Source organism: Sphingomonas sp. HMP9, assembly GCF_013374115.1.
Lineage (GTDB): Bacteria > Pseudomonadota > Alphaproteobacteria > Sphingomonadales > Sphingomonadaceae > Sphingomonas.
This window is the reverse complement of record NZ_AP022673.1, coordinates 2,225,440-2,242,555: the sequence shown is the minus strand read 5'-3', so window position 1 is coordinate 2,242,555 and position 17,116 is coordinate 2,225,440. Positions and strand designations below refer to the sequence as shown.

The 17,116-nt window shown below is 62.9% G+C and carries 18 protein-coding genes; 10 read left to right on the top strand and 8 right to left on the bottom strand.

What is annotated here, in order from left to right; genetic code table 11:
- Window positions 1-99: 99 nt before the first annotated feature.
- A complete protein-coding gene (locus HMP09_RS09930) occupies window positions 100-1,260 on the top strand; it encodes a hypothetical protein (RefSeq protein ID WP_176500232.1) in 1,161 nt (386 codons plus the stop codon).
- A gap of 306 nt (window positions 1,261-1,566) precedes the next feature.
- Entirely contained in the window at window positions 1,567-2,004 is a 438-nt protein-coding gene (locus HMP09_RS09925) for a hypothetical protein (RefSeq protein ID WP_176500231.1), read from the top strand.
- On the opposite strand, the gene HMP09_RS09920 is transcribed toward HMP09_RS09925, so the two are convergent.
- Entirely contained in the window at window positions 2,001-2,624 is a 624-nt protein-coding gene (locus HMP09_RS09920) for a hypothetical protein (RefSeq protein ID WP_176500230.1), read from the bottom strand. The genes HMP09_RS09925 and HMP09_RS09920 overlap by 4 nt on opposite strands.
- A 35-nt stretch (window positions 2,625-2,659) precedes the next feature.
- Between HMP09_RS09920 and HMP09_RS09915 the strand changes: the two genes are divergently transcribed.
- The 4 genes from HMP09_RS09915 to HMP09_RS09900 all read left to right on the top strand — a co-directional run bounded on the left by HMP09_RS09915 (window position 2,660) and on the right by HMP09_RS09900 (window position 8,277).
- Window positions 2,660-3,406 (top strand): hypothetical protein, encoded by a 747-nt coding sequence (locus tag HMP09_RS09915; RefSeq protein WP_176500229.1) that lies wholly within the window; start codon window positions 2,660-2,662, stop codon window positions 3,404-3,406.
- Between the two features lie 224 nt (window positions 3,407-3,630).
- Window positions 3,631-5,022 carry a hypothetical protein gene (locus tag HMP09_RS09910; RefSeq protein ID WP_176500228.1) on the top strand — a complete coding sequence of 464 codons (1,392 nt, stop codon included), beginning with the start codon at window positions 3,631-3,633 and terminating at the stop codon, window positions 5,020-5,022.
- Window positions 5,023-5,272: 250 nt separating this feature from the next.
- Complete coding sequence (locus HMP09_RS09905) at window positions 5,273-7,753, top strand: hypothetical protein (protein ID WP_176500227.1); 2,481 nt, start codon at window positions 5,273-5,275, stop codon at window positions 7,751-7,753.
- Window positions 7,750-8,277, top strand: coding sequence for a hypothetical protein (locus HMP09_RS09900; protein WP_176500226.1), 528 nt, complete (start codon window positions 7,750-7,752; stop codon window positions 8,275-8,277). The genes HMP09_RS09905 and HMP09_RS09900 overlap by 4 nt, the downstream gene beginning before the upstream one ends.
- Here the strand turns inward: HMP09_RS09900 and HMP09_RS09895 are convergent.
- The 6 genes from HMP09_RS09895 to HMP09_RS09870 all read right to left on the bottom strand — a co-directional run bounded on the left by HMP09_RS09895 (window position 8,274) and on the right by HMP09_RS09870 (window position 12,435).
- Window positions 8,274-8,705 carry a hypothetical protein gene (locus HMP09_RS09895; protein WP_176500225.1) on the bottom strand — a complete coding sequence of 144 codons (432 nt, stop codon included), beginning with the start codon at window positions 8,703-8,705 and terminating at the stop codon, window positions 8,274-8,276. The genes HMP09_RS09900 and HMP09_RS09895 overlap by 4 nt on opposite strands.
- Before the next feature lie 74 nt (window positions 8,706-8,779).
- Window positions 8,780-9,133, bottom strand: coding sequence for an antitoxin Xre/MbcA/ParS toxin-binding domain-containing protein (locus tag HMP09_RS09890; protein WP_176500224.1), 354 nt, complete (start codon window positions 9,131-9,133; stop codon window positions 8,780-8,782).
- 445 nt (window positions 9,134-9,578) lie between these two features.
- Complete coding sequence (locus tag HMP09_RS09885) at window positions 9,579-10,247, bottom strand: hypothetical protein (protein WP_176500223.1); 669 nt, start codon at window positions 10,245-10,247, stop codon at window positions 9,579-9,581.
- Window positions 10,247-10,471 carry a hypothetical protein gene (locus HMP09_RS09880; RefSeq protein WP_176500222.1) on the bottom strand — a complete coding sequence of 75 codons (225 nt, stop codon included), beginning with the start codon at window positions 10,469-10,471 and terminating at the stop codon, window positions 10,247-10,249. Before HMP09_RS09880 ends, HMP09_RS09885 begins: the two co-directional genes overlap by 1 nt.
- Window positions 10,472-10,721: 250 nt before the next feature.
- On the bottom strand, window positions 10,722-11,603 hold the full coding sequence (locus HMP09_RS09875; protein WP_176500221.1) for a 3'-5' exonuclease: 882 nt from the start codon (window positions 11,601-11,603) through the stop codon (window positions 10,722-10,724).
- Between the two features lie 67 nt (window positions 11,604-11,670).
- Window positions 11,671-12,435 (bottom strand): hypothetical protein, encoded by a 765-nt coding sequence (locus HMP09_RS09870; RefSeq protein ID WP_232090169.1) that lies wholly within the window; start codon window positions 12,433-12,435, stop codon window positions 11,671-11,673.
- 628 nt (window positions 12,436-13,063) lie between these two features.
- Here HMP09_RS09870 and HMP09_RS09865 point away from each other — a divergent pair.
- The 3 genes from HMP09_RS09865 (at window position 13,064) to HMP09_RS09855 (ending at window position 15,107) form a co-directional block, all read left to right on the top strand.
- Window positions 13,064-13,342 carry an ArsR/SmtB family transcription factor gene (locus HMP09_RS09865; protein WP_176500220.1) on the top strand — a complete coding sequence of 93 codons (279 nt, stop codon included), beginning with the start codon at window positions 13,064-13,066 and terminating at the stop codon, window positions 13,340-13,342.
- Window positions 13,343-13,616: 274 nt separating this feature from the next.
- On the top strand, window positions 13,617-13,778 hold the full coding sequence (locus HMP09_RS09860; RefSeq protein ID WP_176500219.1) for a hypothetical protein: 162 nt from the start codon (window positions 13,617-13,619) through the stop codon (window positions 13,776-13,778).
- Window positions 13,779-13,838: 60 nt separating this feature from the next.
- Complete coding sequence (locus HMP09_RS09855; RefSeq protein WP_176500218.1) at window positions 13,839-15,107, top strand: IS256 family transposase; 1,269 nt, start codon at window positions 13,839-13,841, stop codon at window positions 15,105-15,107.
- A gap of 127 nt (window positions 15,108-15,234) precedes the next feature.
- On the opposite strand, the gene HMP09_RS09850 is transcribed toward HMP09_RS09855, so the two are convergent.
- Window positions 15,235-16,389: an IS4 family transposase gene (locus HMP09_RS09850; protein ID WP_176500186.1), complete on the bottom strand. Its 1,155-nt coding sequence runs from the start codon at window positions 16,387-16,389 to the stop codon at window positions 15,235-15,237.
- A 306-nt stretch (window positions 16,390-16,695) separates the two neighbouring features.
- Here HMP09_RS09850 and HMP09_RS09845 point away from each other — a divergent pair, with 306 nt between their 5' ends.
- Entirely contained in the window at window positions 16,696-17,109 is a 414-nt protein-coding gene (locus tag HMP09_RS09845; RefSeq protein WP_176500217.1) for a hypothetical protein, read from the top strand.
- Window positions 17,110-17,116 lie beyond the last annotated feature (7 nt).

Below are 17,116 nucleotides of genomic sequence, written 5' to 3'. Positions count from 1 at the left end.
ACCGGCTGGCCGCCACGCTGACACCACAGGCGCTTCGTTATCAGAATAATCTAAATTGGAGCGGTATGTTCGGAACGACCTCCAGGAAAGGAAAATTGAATGGAATTCCAGAACGACATCGCCGCCGCAGCAGGCATTGCGAACGACATGCATGGACAGGTCACCGACAGCGGATCGCGCGAAGCGACGCGTAAGGCGGGACATGCTTCCGATGGCGGTGAAGAGGCTAAGGAGCCGAACGGCGAAATCTTGAACGGTTTTACGAACCGTCAGTTCGTCGCCCTAGTCCGCGAAGAGCTCGCCGCGATGGGAAGGCCGGACATCGTGATCCGGCGATCCTGGATCGATGAGGACACGGAAGGCTATCCCTTCCTCCTTCGCGTACCGGTCGGCACCGAACTCAACTTGCCGTTGAAGCCGATGGAAGGCTTCTTTCACACCCGTGCTGCCGAAGACCGGGTTTGGCACGCGCGCGAGTTCGCCACGGCGTTGGCCAATCTGAAAACGGCCGAGAAAACGCTCGAGAAGTACATCCGGGACATCCGGCACGCCGCGAACGCGGCAGTCGCGAAGGTGCGTGCCGATAGCCTCGACATTTCGTTGGACGACGTCGGTTTTAAGGAGACGTATGCGCACCACTTGACGGATCGTTCGTGGAAGGAGGCGGCTCTTCACGTCTTGGCGTGCGTGTCGATCCGTCACACGTCATTCTTTCTGCGTACCACGACATCCAGTTTTACCGTCGAAGAGCCTGATCACGTCGAGGACGAACTCGCGCCGTTCGTCGAGGAGCAGCGTGAGTTCCAGGACCTGATCGCCGAGATGGAGGCTAAGGGAGCCGACTTGGAAGTGGATGCGATCACGCTCGACCTGCTGGCGGTGCACGGTCTTGATGCCGCGAAGGTTCTGGAGCAGGTCTGGAAGACCCAATGCGTGAACCTCAAAGTCCAGCACCTCGACCGCGAAACGTCACTTTCTCTGATCAGCTCTCGCGGTCGCGTCGCTGCTTCCATCGAGCTGGATGGGGCGTACTGGAATGGTGAGTATCTTTGGTTCCAAAGCGGAGAGAGCACCAAGAGCCACGTGGATCTCGTCGGCAAGTCGCTCGGCGACCTCGTCTCGCACCCGACGTTCGCATCGCGTCCGATCGTTGCGGTGGAGAACAGGCGCATCGATCACATCGTGTTCGACCTGTCCGAAAAGATGCTCTTCGACGCAGACACCGGGCGGATCTGGCGTGCTGAACGTTCCGCCGCCTGATGCCGCGATGCGCAAGGCGCTCGGGGAAAGGGCGTATGATGTTTTCGTCTTTCCCCTGCGCCGTGATGCGAAGGGTACGTAAGAACATTGCGCACTTACAATGAACGATACTGAGGTGGACGGCGTGCTTGGGACGAACTGAAGAATGAATTCGATTTCTCACTTGGTTGGATGGAAAACGGACCGTCCCAACGCACAACCTGACATCCTGCCGGCGCCGACATCCGTTGGGCGCCGACGCCCCGTCCGTTCGTGCCATCCTGGCGGTCACCGGCGTTCGGTCTCCATACCGTCCACGAGGATCGATTGAACGATTTCCCAGCCGACGACGAGGCCGCACCTTATCTGACGCAGGCGCTGTTTCTAGCGACGACGATGGCCGCGCCCGCGTCCTCCGTGCTCCTGACCGCGAAACGCGAACGCGTGTTCAAACTCATGAGCCAGTCGATGTCGAAGCACGCCAATGTCGAATTTGCCGGCATCCAGCTACAGCATGCACTGCTTGGAATCTCGAACTGGCATGATAGCCTGCCGACACGACATCGGCTGCCCGAAGTTGTCATCGACAGTGCCGAAGGGAGAATCCGTAATAAATTCCCGACCCGGAAGGCTGCGACCGAGGCGCTAGCCGAGTTGCTCCGCAAGCACGCCCCCTATGCCGACCTCCAGGACACTGAAGCTGCGTTGAAGGACGCAGTCGCCAAGAGCCGATCGGTCGTGAACCGCGGCCGCAGGAAGATCTAGTCGGCCCGAACCCCGTCGACTTGCCAGATAAGCGGTTCATTAACACCGAAAAGACTCGAGCCGAGGTCGAGGAAGGCTTGGTCGGTGTCGCCGGCGCGCACGATTCCAAGCTCAGCGAGTTCAGTCTTGGCCGCAGAGGCTATGCGTCTTGGATCGGCAACATAGAGCGCGGGAGATCCGGTCCTGAAGTCGTCCCGCCAAGCATCAAGCTGAGATCTCGCGACCGGCATTAGTCTATCCGGCGACGGACGTGTTTCGTCCTCCGGCATGCCTAACTCCTCCAGCGCGCTTGGAGAGAGAGCCAGGAAGATAGGCCGCGCACCGCCGAATGCCGACGCCCAGCCAATGACCATCGCCCGCAGCGTCGGGTCCCAGCCGGTGCGAAGCAGCCGCACCACGCGCATCGGAGGGAGGCCCAACTCCAACAGCTCGAACGCGAGCATCAGCGCAAGTAGCTGCTCAAGACCATAGCCTGCCCGTGAACCTTGGCCCTTCGCGCCGCCCGGAGGCCAATCGAAGCGCTGCAGATACTTCAGCCGGCCCAGGAGAGCGGTCGGCTTCGCTCCCGATCCATGGATCGAGCGAACCACCGCTTCAATGTCGCTGTAGCCGATCCTCAAAACGCACTCCCACAATCCGGATGGAGAACACTACCATGACTGAATCAATCCGCCACATGCCCATCACGCTGGTGGCACTCGACCTTGAGACGGCCCCGGATCCGCAAGCGGTCGACATGCTCGCCGGGGGTGAGAGGGCTGCTACCCGCAACGTTGCGATACATCACATATCCGCTGCCGCCTGGCTGGTGATGTCAGAAGGGCCCCGGGGTGACTGGAGCGTCGTCGAGCTGGACTCGCTCGGCACGCCAACCGACGAATTCGACATCCTCCTCTCCCTGAACCGAGTTCTGCAGATCGCCATCGACGGTAGTGGCGAGGTCGTGACCTACAACGGGTCGCGCCACGACTTTCCCGTTATCCGACGTAGAGCCGCAAGGCATTGGATGTTCGAGCTTGACGGGCTTTTCCCTGCCGAACCGATCCGCCATCGGGATGTCATGAAGTCGTCGGGATTGGGGATCGGCGACTGGCCGAAGCTGCGCGAGGCTTGCGCCGGCCTGGGTTTCACCTGTGAGGCTGAGCAGGACCCAATTGGTGCGGGCAAGACGCTCATTCCACGCAGGCGTAAGGCGGAGGTGGATACCGTTGCAACAATGATACTTCGGTTGCACGAGCTCGCTGCCGAGCGGCGTGATGCTGCCACGCTCGCGCACAGTTGGTCAGCTCTGGCCAACTACATCCGGCGGCATTCTGCCGCCCGGCCGCACCTTGTTCAGTTTACCACGAGCCCCGACTTGGAGGCGGCAGCGAATCGATTCGGCCACCGCCCGAGAAAATGAATTTGCCGTGATAATTGCCGGGAAATTCCCAGCTACCAGACCCCTGTATAACAAACAGTCGTTGTTACACACCCTGATGTCCGGGAAAATCCTAGCGAAAAAATATCGCCTTGTTTCAGTGTGGTTAGGGGAAGGTCCAAGGCCAATCGAGCTAATCGGTTCCAGGCGCTCGCATCCACCCCATTCTTGGACTATATGAAGAACGTTCTTCTAAAGGAAGCGTCTTGGATATCGTTTTGAGGGAGCGCGGCAGGCGCATCAACGTCCGTACCGACCGAGGCGTGAGCCGCGACGCGTCCATGCTGATGACCTCGGTCCTGCTCGGTTACAAAAGGTCGGGGCGAACCATGTATCGCGCTCTGCTGGAGCGGTTCCTCAACTTCCGAATGTATTCTGAAGAGCCGGATTGGGCGTGCCTCTTCGAGAGCAACTCGAAAGCGGTCCGGCGCGTCATCAAGTGGATCGAGGAGGACCTGGGCCTGCATCTCGAACTGACCGAGTTCGGTGACGGCAGCTACTACGTCAGCAAGTTGGACGGTCCCGTCAACTACTGGATGCGCGGCCCCAGCGTGGTGCGTCGACTCTTCGAAACTCTGCGTAGTCCGAAGTTCCAGTTGCGCGTCGGCGACAACCCGACCGTGGTCAAGGGCTGGCATGAGAAGACCCGCGAAGCGAAGATGGACCATCTCGTGCAGGTATACGGCCCCGAGATGGCCAAGCGCCAGATCCGTAACGCCGGCACGCTGTTCATCTCGCAGGAGGCCGAGGTCTACAAGCCGTCGAACCAAGACCCCGATACCCTTGCCGACAAGCAGTACCAGGCTTGCAGGGATCTGCTTGGCGACCACGCCGTCACCAACATTTCCTGCGTCAATCGCGACGATGGCCGCCGGTGGGCCGATCTGAACTTCACGACCTTCGCGTTCTACGATCTCGAGATCGACATCATCGGCTCGAACAAGGGGACCGACGAGGATAATCGCGGACGCCGGGTCCCGAGCCTGCCGGTCACGTTCTCGGAAGAGGCCCGCGATGGCATCCACCGATGCATCGAGGCCCGCCACGCGGCCGACCCCAGCTTCCCAAACCTCGCAACGCTCCGTCGTTGGTGGGCGGAGGGGAAATTCGACGAACTCGACAAATGGTATGTGTTCTTCCAGCCCGGCACGAACAAGTACTACTCATACCCCGGCTACCACCGCCTAGAGGTCAAAGCGCTCGTCAAGGCCAAGGTGTTCGTTCTGCGGCGTGGAAAGCTCTGTCCAGCCACATCGCGCTGGGCGAGGCGTGCACTGCATGAGCGGGAATATCTTCGCATCCACCGTACCACGAGCGACGGCAAGGTCATCGCATATCTCGAGCAGCAGCTCACCAACGAGCGCGGGCATAAGACGCATCAGCACCACAACTACGCATCGCACGCCATCTGGGTCCTCGCGCGCGAGGAGAAGCTGACGCGTCTCGCCGGGGACAAGGCACGTCGCGAGGGCGTCGATCCGAAGCCCCAAAGGCTCCCGGGGGCGACCAAGGGCGTCCTCGCCCGCCAGAAGGCCCGCCGCAGTCCCGTGTCAGCGAAGTTCAAGCTCGCTCAAGCCATGCGCGGCAGCGCCCAATGATCACCGAGTGGATCCGATCCGACTTCTCATCGGAGGTGCATGAAGCAATGAAACATCGTCCTGACCCCGGCATTCCCGCATCGAGTCGCCTCGATTGGCTTCGAGAACGCGACGCGTGCCACGCGAGAACGATGGTTCATCGCGAGCAGCACGGCCGAGTCACCTCGGCCCGTGGGCAGATCGCGATCGCGCTGGCTCACACTGACCCCACAATAGCGGCGCGCCACTACTCCGAACGAAAGTCCATCAGATGAGCTACGACCAATACAACTGGCGGTATCCGATCAGCTTCCAGGGAGGTTTCCGGAAATGGGACTGGCACGCGTCCGTCGTCGAACCGGACGGCCGCATTCTCATGCCCATGATGCTGCTGCGACCCGCCGACGGGCATGTGGCCGACGCCAACGGTCTAGTCGACATCACCGCGCTGGCCGGAACGAAGGTCATGATGGTCCGGTATGGCGTGCTGCGACTGCTGCATGTCCATTGGAGCGCGTGGCCGACCTTCGAGCGGTTTCATCAGATCGAAACGACCGAAGAGGACGGGCGCATCTATTACCACTTCGATCCGGCGATGAGGATGTCCTCCATCTACAACAAGTGGGAGAAGGAATTGGAGGAGCCTTCCTCGATGGAGGACTTCGCCATCGCCAAGAGCTTCTTCAAGTTCGCCAACCCACCTTCGGACCGACTGCCTCCCCGCGCCGTCATCCGTGCGGCCGCACGCACTCTCACCCACAACCCCACTTGCGGAGCCGACTTGCGGCAGTTCATGGTGGTGAGGACCATCCAGACCAAGGCCATCATCGAGGCCGTGCGCGCCGAGCGCGCCGACATCGCCCACGGCAAACCATCCCCCGCAACACATGTCGTGGTCTCGGAGGAGGAGATGAAGGCCCGTGTGCCGTTCCTGGCCGGCCTGGCGAACAGCTGCTTCGAAACCGCCGAGGAGGACGCCGAGCGGTTCGTCGGCCCCGACGCGACGAGCCGTGCCCGCCTGAGTCGCATCACCGTAGGTTTCGTGCCAGCCGCGTTCTTCACATACTCGAAGGCACCCGTGACACGACATCCCGTCATGATACCGCGCTACCTCCGTTCGCTCAGTTCCTTCACCAATGAGGCGATCGCCGAGAACCCGGCGCTGAACCTCGCGGTAACCGCTGACATCGACCGTGCGTTCGAACACGTCGCCTTCGGGGATCTCCTGGTCATAAGGGGTAGCCGCGGTTGGCGTGACCGCATGGTGCAGGACGCCGCCAGCTTCCTGCGGCACGCCCGCAAGACGATGCTCGCGTTCGATCCCGACGGGTCGAAGGGCATACTCGATCAGGCTCCAGCTGAGCAGAGCGACCGCGAGGAGTTCCTGCGTCGGGTCAAAGAGGAATATGCGGACGACCGCGAAACCTACGGGGCGAGCCGGACCAAGTTCGCGAACCGGGTCAAGAACGCCTACGATCGCGTGATCGACGCGGCGGCCCATCGCATCCTCCAGATCAAGGTGGACGGAACTGAGGGACGGGGAGCCATCGACTTCCTGCTCAGCGACGCCGGGTGCGCTCTTCCCTATTGGGACACGTTCGTAGAGGGCCCGGAGCTCTCCGAGACCGGTCAGCCGACCGGCAGGCAGCAGATCCGGCGGTACCGATGGTGGCGCATCGATGACGCCTGGGCGTCGCTTCTCAATGACCGTCACTGGTCGATGGAGCCCGCGCCTGACGTCTGGCGCGCCTCGCAAGCAACCGCCGGCGGCGCCCTCTTTCCGCTCAGACACCCGCCGACCGAAGCCCACAGACTGCGCCGCCCGCCGTTCCTCGGCTCGCAGTTCGCGTGCGAGTTCCTTTCGGCAACGAACGTCGATCAGCCGGACTCGTCATCCACCATGCCATTGCTCGCAATGCTCGCACGGCACCATGCCCTGGTCGACGGGGGGTGGCTCGACGTCGGCCAGCTCGAAATGAAGGAAGATCTCCGCCGCCGCTGGCGCATCCCACGGAACCCATCTGCTAGCAGCGGGCTCCTCCAATTCGATTCCGAGCGCGCGAGACTGGCGCGGCAGGCGTCGCGTTCGGAGCGTCGGCACCCGCGCGTGTTCGTCCCGCACGAAGAGGCGGAGCACGCGCTGCGCTTTGCCGCCCACGGGGTGGATGCCACGACACAGACATGGTGCCGGCCGTCGGAATTCCTCCAGCAGGACCAGTTCGGTGACCATTGGGAGGATCCTGCGGGTAGCGACGCCTTCGGCTGGATCGCCAGCCGGAAGTTGAACCGGCGCGATCCGGTCGGTCTGGTCCACTTCCTCGAGTGCGACGAGAACCACTACCTAGAGAGCGTCGCGCTGCTCGATCTGACGTGCCGCCGATGCCGCATCGAAGAGCCGGCGATCGTCGCCCCCTGGCCGGAACTCGCGTGGAAACTGGAACCCGGTCCCTACGTGTTCGCATTCGACGGCAAAGTCGTCAGGCCACGCGCATTGCGTCTCTACCTCAACTTCCTGCTCGTCAACGTCTCGGACGCGCGTTTCCACGACCTGCGCGCCGGCGCTTCGAACAGGTCACGACGCAAGGGTGCGACGCAAAGCGTTCTCGGGGCTGGCCTGGGTCACCGAAGCGCGGGCTTTATCGAGCTCTATTCGTCGCTGACGCCCGAACAGCTCGAAGAGGACGCGGACGAGGTCCGCATCGCCAAGATCGACCGCATCGAAGCGGAAAAGAACAGGAGGAACCTGAAATGACCGACGACGGAGAGCGCGACGGCGAAGCGAAACGTGCGAGGCTCAGCAATGGAGTCGACGGACCCGCACACCTCGCCGACGACCGCGACGGGCAGCGGGAACTGCGCCGCCAGCGCGTAGCCGCCGCGATCGCTGTATTGGAGACCGATGAGCCTGAACGGTTCCCTGACGTCGCCGCCATCCTGGATCATACCGGCAAGGGGATCAGCAAGAACCGCGTCTACGACGAACAGGATCTGATGTATGCGGCTCAGTCCCGCTGGAACGCCAGAGAGGCACTGGAAGGCCGGCCTACCCGGAAACTGCGCGGGGGTGACCGGCAAGAACTGGACGACTGGGTGTCCAAGGTGGAGTTCGACAAGGTCAAGGCCCACCTCGTGCGCGCGCTCGAAGAGATCAGGGACCTCAAGGTCCGAATCGCTCGTCTAAGTGCTGACAATGCCATGCTGAGGCAGGACGTCGATCGCCTCGAAGCTGGCATCTACGACGAGCTATGGCCGGATGCCGGCAAGGCAGCCGTTTAACGCGACAACGGACCGTGCGTCACGTCGCCCGCGTCGTAGCCGCCATCGGCCGCGGCCTCGACCAACCGTACGATCTCCGCCGCCGTCGACTGTGGAATCAAACCACGACGGGCGGCGGCCTGCAGAGATGATCGAAGGCTTGCCGTCAGCATCTCGATCTCGGCCGCCCGATGGCTCTCGCGTCGCCACAGGCTGCTGGACAACGGCATGGGAAGTTCGCCACCGCCGTCGTGCCACGCCCTGATCAGAGGCGCCGATGAATAGATCGGCGGTATGCCGATCGGGGTGATGCGGTACTCTCCATACCGTGCGTCCCGTGCCAGGCCCTCAACCAGCCGCAGTGCCTCGGCGGCGCCACGCACGACCATAGAGCAGCCGAGTACCGTGTCGGCGCCATCGCGCCGCCAATCCAACAACATCGCTTCCACGGGTCACAAACGTGGCGCGGGGCTATCGCCCGACGTCTGCTCACCGACCGGGTTCAAGAACCCCGGCATGCCGGTCATGCCACAAACTCGCGCGCGGCGTTGCGGAATGCGCGGATCCACTCGACCGACGTGGACATCGCCTCGATCGGGGTGTGACTCCCGACTGAGCGCCGGGGGCGGTGCAGCCATTCCCTCACCCGCGTCTCGTCGACCAGAAGCGCGTCGAGCGCCGCGGCCAAGTCGATCAGCAGCCGCATGCGCTGCTCCATCTTCGGCGCACCCCAGTTCGCAAGCCCGGTCATGGGACTGACAAGTGCGTCATGACCGAGCAGCCCGGCCTCCTCGCAGTCTTCCAGCCCCCAACGCTGGCGCGTTGCGTCCCAACGCGAAATCATCGCGCGCATCTCGATCGCGTTCTCGTCGGCCATATGGTCCTCCGCCGTCATGGTTGTTCCCTCATGGGGGCGACGGGCAGGCGTCCGCTGGATCACGGACAGCGTCCCGCGATCGACTACGCAGGACTACTTTGGTCTGATCGCGGAACAACCGAAGCCCAGCCAGCCCGTCAGTCTGATGATCGGCCGAGTGGTAATATCGTCCGTGCACCACCGAAGGCCGGTGGCGACGGGGCGCCGACGGCCTCCCACGAGGGCGACGTCCAATGCATCGGGGGGCAGGGGTTGCAAGCCGGGCCATTCAGTCCATCGGCAATGCAATACGGTGCTGCGGTGCTACCGGTCGATATTCCCACGTCCTCGTTAGGAAAACGCGCCTTGGAAGCACGGAATGGATCAGTCAGCGAGACGACGACGACGCCGGCTGGCGACGCGGTGTCGTCGGCGCGAACTTCCCATGCGGATCTTGGACAGTACATCACGCTGAAGCTACCGTTGCATCTTCAGGCCGGGGGATCTCGAACGGCACCAGCGGAACCCGGAACGACAGGATCGAGGATCCGGCCTGCGTGTCGGAGTCTAAGCGCAATACCCGGCACGGATGCTCGCTGAACAGGGGGTGGTCGATGAGCTGCCGCAGAGGCCGCCCCGGCATCGCGATCGCCAGCGTGTCGGGGAGCGGATCGCGCAGCATCAGCGTCGCCGTCGCCCCGAACGCGCTCAGTAGAGAGGGACCGATCGCCGCGGTGAAGGCCAGCATTCCCGAGTGCGGACGCACTGCGAAACGCCCGCGGGGATCGTCGACCGGGCGGATTATGACGCCGGGATCGCAGAAGACGCGGCGGAAGCGCCGTTCCTCGTGGAGATTGGTCGAGCCCCTGCGGATCGGGCGAAGCTGAGATACTCGCAGACGGCTCGGGGGAAAGTCGTAGAGCGGCATGCGGGGCCAATTCTCAGGCGGACGGGACTGTGAAACAGCCTCTGCGATGGATACGCCTTCCATGGTCGCCAAGCCGAGCAGAAGCGGGGACGCGCGCCGGACGGTGGCGTGGAGATGCTCGTGAAAGAGGCGGGTTCGCTCCGCTTCCACCCTTCCGATAAATTCGGCGATGCGGCCGTCAATCGCCGCGGTATCGACCGGCGCCATCACTGCACCGCCTTGGCAACCATGAGGATTTCATCGGCCTGGATGACGCGATCACGCGTCATGTACGGCGGGTCAACCACGAGGGTCGTTCCCTGATCGCGGTATACGCCGACGTCCGGGCCCGCGATCCGGGCGATCCGGCCAGCGTTCGGAACGACGGCTACGCGCTCACTCGCCGTTTCGACGGTGATCTCCTGCGTGGTGTAAGTTGGTTTTCGAGCCATGGACGCTCTCCTTCGGGGCTCAGACTTCTACGTCGTCGTCCGATGGGGAGGGGGCGGCGTCGTTCCAGCCGCCACCTCGCCATCGGATCAGTCATGATCGCCGCGCCCCGGCGTCGCCGAGGCGCGGTGTCATAATGTCCCGCCCGTCGTCTCGATTGTCTTCCTGCGCATGTCCGTCCTCCTTTCCGTCAGTGGATGTTCGAAGTGTCGGTGTCGGCGGCGCGACGACGCGGAGCCGTCGCGGATACCGTCACAGGAAGCGCGTCCGCGACGTCACCCGTTCGAGATCCGGGCATATCGCCTTCGGATTGGCGTTCATCGAGTAGACGTGGCCCGCCAGCCAGAACTGCTCCTCGACGAGGCGGGCGTCCTCGATCTCACGCCACCACACCTGGTCGTCGGCGGACCAGCGGTAGCCGCGCCCCTTGAGCAGATCCTTGACGCCGAAGTCGGCGCCCTTGGCTCGGACGATCCAGCCCGGCCGCGCGCCGCGTTCGATCATCTCGGCGAGCGCGGTGCGATCGTCGGCGTCCCGGTGGCGAAGGATCTCGATCATCGCGTCGACGTCTGCGGACGCGCGGTGACCGCAGTGGTAGTAGCCGGCCTGGACGAGCAGGTATCCGAGGATCTTGCCGTCGAAGTTTCTGGCCTTCCAATCGACCTGGGACATCGAGCAGCACCAGTTCAGGCCCCGAGCGCCGGGCAGGCGGTTCTCCACCCAGCGGCGATCAAAACTACCATTGTGCGCCACGACGAAGCTGGCCGAGCGGAGCAGTCGGGTCGCCGCCTCCTCATCGATCTCGCGACCCTCGAGGTCGGCGTCGGTGATCCCGGTGAGTGCCTGTATTTCGGGCGTGAGCGGCTCACCCGGATCCTCGCGCCACTCGTGTGCCTCGTCGATGTCCGTGATGACACCGTTGCGGTCGTACCGGAAACGTCGCAGCGCGAGCTCGATGATCCTACCCGTGGTCGCGTCGAGGCCCGTCGTCTCGACGTCGATGCCTACGCCCACGTACGAGCCCGTGCCGTCGCCTTCGCCGGTCGAACCCTCGCGCAACCTGAGCGGGTGGAGGACGCGCACGACTCCGTCCTCGACCGCGGCGTCGCGGTCGACTGCAAGCTGATTGCTCATCTGATGTTCCTTCAGCGGTCCAGTCGGCCAGTGTTTCCGGCGGCGGTGGACCTGCTCGAGAGTGGCGTCAGGCCTGGATGCTCTGGTGGATGTTGACCTCGAAGGTCTTGGCGCCCGGCGATGCGCAGTCGCGCTGCATCTGGCGGATCACCTCGACCACTGCCGCGGGCACCAGTGCGATCACGAGCGGCGAAGCCTCGTGGAGTCCGAGACGGATCTCCGCCACTTCCGCCAACTCGGCGCCGACGCTGCGCGAAAGCCGCTTACGTACCTCGACCGCGCTGCGCGCGACCGACGCGTGAAACGCCTGGAACATGGTGTTGTCCCGCGTGTCGCAGATCGTCGCACTGTACAGACGCAACCTGGTCGCGCGGCTGGCGCGGCTATGGGCCGGGTTGCCGATGCCTCGCGGCCGATCGCCGTACAGATATTCAGCCTCGCGCTCGTCGAAGTCGTCGCCATCCTCAGCGATCAGCGCGTCGACCGCCGCGCGCTCCACGTCCAAGCCGAGACCGAGACCGTGTACCAGGATGCCGCGCAGGCAGGCATCGCGATCGAGACACGCGTCGATCGCTGTGGCGCCGTCGAACACGAGCCTGGGCGCCAGCATCCACGACATCGGATCATGTTTCACGGACTCCCGCTCGAACCGGCCGGCGGTCTCCGATGCGACCAGCGCCACGCGACAGATCGCGCGACGGGTTGTCACGACGATCTGATCGTCAGGGGAGTCCGCGTCGAGCGGATCGAGCAGAGGGGCGGTCCGCCCCTCCTCGAACTGCATGGCGACCGGTCTGGTCGACGGTGCGGTCTGGGCAACGATCACATTCATAATAGTGCTCCACTACCGCCACGTTCCCTCAAGCCGTCACAGGCGGTTTTGCGCCGGCAACCGCCATATGGACCACATCGACGTTCAATACAACACTTCGCGAATCGTTGTATTGTATTTATTTTGTTAGTCGTGTCGCCAATGCGTGAAAGCAGTCCGGCGGCATGAGATTTCGGCCAGACAGGCGACATGATTTCGAACTGGCGAAGTCGGTATTCGATCGGGGGGACAGATGAGGGGAGCGAAGCTGCCCCGCTCATACCCCCGGTCCGCCTCGCAGCAATGTACCGCCACAGCCGCGATGGGCGATCCCGACAGACCTGACCTGAGAACCCTCCCGTCCATTCGATCCTGTACGGTACGGCTCAATACCCATCACCCTTCTACGGTATGGACGAGGGGAGACGACCTACTTCGATCTAAGGCTCCGATCGGCATATCTTCCCCATCGACCGCCTCGGTCCCATCGCGGATGTGAAGGGGCAGCCGCCAAAAATCGCGATTTATGAGAAGGAACGTCATTGCGATGATTCGCGAAACTATTTAGTGTTACCACTTCGGTAAGGATGTCTGCGCGAACCCGCTTGAAGGGGGCGGCAGTTCGCTTATCAGTGAAGGAGTGGAAAACATGAAGGCCATGCAGGTGATGTCCGCGCTCTCCCAGGCGACGCGCTTCGACGTCTACACCAGGCTGGTCGAAGCGTTTCCCGCGGGGGTTGCATCCGGGGACCTCGCCGCCGCGACGAATTCCGCGCCGAGCGCAATGAGTGCGCACCTGGCGATCCTCGCGCGCGCAGGGCTCGTCGCGTCCGAGAAGGTCGGCAAGACGGTGATCTACAGCGCCGTCACGGCACCTGTGGCCGAACTTTCCGATCTGCTGGTCTCCAAATTCACGCGAAACAGTTAAACGTGATGGTGTATGACTGGACCGCGATCGGTGCGGAGGACGAACCATCCTTCACGATGAACGAAACCGTTCGGGTGGTCGTGGCGCGGCCTTGACCGGTCGCAGGACCGATCGCGGGCGATTCCCATGCCTTCGGAAGCCGGGATAGCGGCAAATGGGATCATTGGAGTCCACGCCCCCTGACCGGCGGCAGAAACCGCCGGTTCGCGCCGAACCTCGTCCGAGGTCGGCAGCGGATCCCGCCGGTTCCCCAGGACCGAACCCACTGGGCTACGTGGACCATTCCGCGTTCGCCGCGTTCGGCGCGGAGCTGGTGTACGGCGAACGGGCGGATGGGACCTTGGCGCACATCGGGGCGGTGGCAAGCGGCCTCGCCTGCGCCTGCAAGTGTCCGGCGTGGAGCTATGCTGGAAAATGGGTGACGGTGGAGGATTGAAGGCGGCGTATCGAGGCGGGTGACGAACCTGCCAGAACCTCTCGAGGAGAGCGATACGCCATGACCGACCCTACCAACGTTGTTCGATTTCGCCAGCCCGATGATGTCGACGATCCGTTGACCGATGTGCTGCGTGCCGGAGCTCGCCGCCTGCTTGCGCAGGCGGTGGAACTGGAGGCCGAGGCGTTCCTGGCGGCACGAGAGGATCTGCGGCTGCCGGACGGGCGGCCGCGCCTGGTGCGCCACGGCCATGGACCCCAGCGTCAGGTCCAGACCGGGATCGGGCCGGTGCCAGTGTCGCGCGTGAAGATCCGTGATCGCGGCGCGGCCGAGGGAGGGGAGCGTGTGCGCTTCTCGTCGGCGATCCTGCCGCGCTGGGCACGGCGAACGAAGAGCCTCGATGCGCTGCTGCCGGTGCTCTATCTGCGCGGGGTTTCTACCGGCGATTTCCAGGAGGCGCTCGCAGCGCTTCTCGGCAAGGACGCGCCCAACCTCTCGCCGGCGGTGATCGGTCGGCTCACCGCTGAATGGCAGGTCGAATACGAGCACTGGCAGGCGCGCGACCTATCTGCTCGCCGCTACGTGTATGTGTGGGCGGACGGCGTCTACCTGCAGGCGCGGATGGAGGACCATTCCGAGTGCATGCTGGTGCTGATCGGCGCCACGCCTGAGGGTAGGAAGGAGCTGGTCGGCTTCCAGGTGGGCGTCCGTGAAAGCGCCCAGAGCTGGCGCGAGTTGCTCGTCGAGGTGAAACGGCGCGGCCTGACGATCGCTCCCGAGATCGCGGTGGGCGATGGCGCGCTCGGCTTCTGGAAGGCGCTCGACGAAGTCTGGCCAAGCACGCGCCACCAGCGCTGCTGGGTGCACAAGGTCGCCAATGTACTGAACAAAGTGCCGAAGTCGGTGCAGCCCTCAATGAAAGCCGACCTGCGCGAGATATACAGCGCGCCTGAGCGCGCAGCGGCGGAGAAGGCGATCGCAGTCTTTGCCGAGAAATATGACGCGAAATACGCCAAGGCGGTCGAATGCCTGACCAAGGACCGCGAGAGGCTGCTAGCCTTCTTCGACTTCCCCGCCGAGCACTGGGACCATCTGCGAACCTCGAACCCAATCGAAAGCGTGTTTGCGACCGTGCGCCACAGGACGGTGCGCACCAAGGGCGCGCTGTCGCCGAAGACGGCACGCCTCATGGTCTTCAAGCTCGTCATCGCCGCATCCAGGAAATGGCGTCGGCTGAAGGGCGAGAACCAGTTGCCCAAAGTCGTCGCCGGTGTCAGGTTCCGTGACGGCACCGAAGTCATCGACAGCCAATCAACCCGCGCCGCCTGATCGCCTCGTCACCCAAATTCCAGCATAGCTCTCCGGCGTGCGGTCGCACCCTGATCGCGAAGAAGGGCAAGAGGACCGCTGCGCACTTCAGCCATCACGGGAACGCAAGCTCATGAATCCCCTCATTTCAGATTAGCCCGAAGGTTTTTTTGAGGATCTGTTGCTTCTGGATAAGGTGTTCGAACCGGCTGATGAGGGGGCGTAGTCGTACGTCGGGCATGGTGGGCATCAGTTGATAGTACATCACGCCTTGCCGGAACAGGGAGTGCACGCGTCGCTTGGTCGTGCTGGTTCGCAGATGCCGGTCGTAGCCGATGGCTTCGCCTGCGGCTCCGAGCACGGTCAGCAGCACGATAGCAAGAGCGGCGATCAACCACAGCCTGTCGCGCCGGGCTGGCGTTGAGATACGGGTTGCCGACATTCCCATCCCGAACCGCCAGTCTTTGGCATCCCGAAACGAGCACTCGATGCCCCAGCGTCGGGAATAGAGGTCGATCAGGGTCTTTGCCGACGCCGTGATCAGGCTTGTGGCAAGGCACCATGGCTCTTTCATGTCCTTGGCATGCACGCACAACACAGCCCCGACCGGGCAGTCCTGCGCAGTGACGGTCGCCTCGCGCAGCAGCCTGGCGCGCCCCGAGGGGCCGACCCATTCCTTCGCCGGACGGCTCTGGCCTGCGGCCGTCACTTTGATGTTGCCGCGAAATCGGATGACGTAATCGAAGCGCAACTCATCGCGGAGCACCGCGTACAGCTTGGTATCGCCAAAGCCGCGGTCTGCGACCAGAAGCACCTTCACCGCGCTCGGCAGGAGTTCGGCAAGGCGGGTGACGACCCAGTATTCATAGTAGTTGCGCCTCTCCTTTAGCTCCGCTTTGCTCACTGTCAGCCATAACAACGGTGTCGCCCGGCCATGCTCGGTGAGCAACGACACCATCAAGGTCGAGTGACCGTCGGCATCGAACTCGGTCCAGTCCATCGCGACGACGATCTGTGTGCGACTGCCAAGGCAATACACAACCCACCCGGCCATCAGCGCATCGACATCGATCCCGTCATTCGACAGCAACCGGTCCACCTGCTTGATCGCGTGACGCGATAGCCCACCCTGTGCCAGCGCGAGCCCGTGCCCGATGGCACTGACCGCCAGCGACGACGCACGCAGCGTGCCGACCGTCGCATTTGCAAGCGATGTCACCCGCTTCGCGTGCAGATCCTCACCAAAAAGTTCAGCGACAAACGAATGAACCCCATCAGAAGAAAACGCCGCCTGGCCATTCATGAACGTCTGTTCCCCATTCCAACCGGGAAAACAGAATCACCATTCTCGCCCTACGTCATCCGGAAAATGAGGGGATCGGTGAGACGCCAGCCAGCACCTTCCCGTTTGAGATCGGCGATCAAGACAACCATCGCAGTCTCGATTGAGGATCGATTCCGAGAATGCCGGTCTGATGCAAAAATCAAAAGTTTTGCATCAAACCGCCGATGAACGGCAGCCGTTAAGTGCCCTTGTCCAGCAGGGCCAGCGCTATTGTCATTGTACCGGTCTATCAGCATTCTCTCTTCGGAATTGGGGAGAGCCCGCGTGAAAATAATGCTCGTGATTAGCTCTGCGATTTTGCTGTCTAGTTGTGCGGTTGAGCGCATTGGTCCGCCGGGGGTGGCGTTGACGCAGCCAGTCCGTGTGAAAGCCCAGGACGTGCAGGTCTTCAAGGCGGCGGCTGACGTAAAGGGGCACTTCAGTGTGGTCGATAAGGTTTGGGTCAAGGACGATGGAGATACCCTTCCGCGCGTGCTTGAGCGCCATTTGCGCGCATTGGCCGGCGCACGTGGTGCCAACGCTATCATTACAGACCCGCTGAATCGTCAGCTTAATGGCACTCGGGTAGATCTCAGGCCGACGCTCGATAACCCGTTCGAATATTTTAGTGCGACTGCAATCTGGATCGGCGAAGGCGAGCGGCCCGAGAAGCATTTGGGAACTCTGAATGCACGCTAAGTTGACG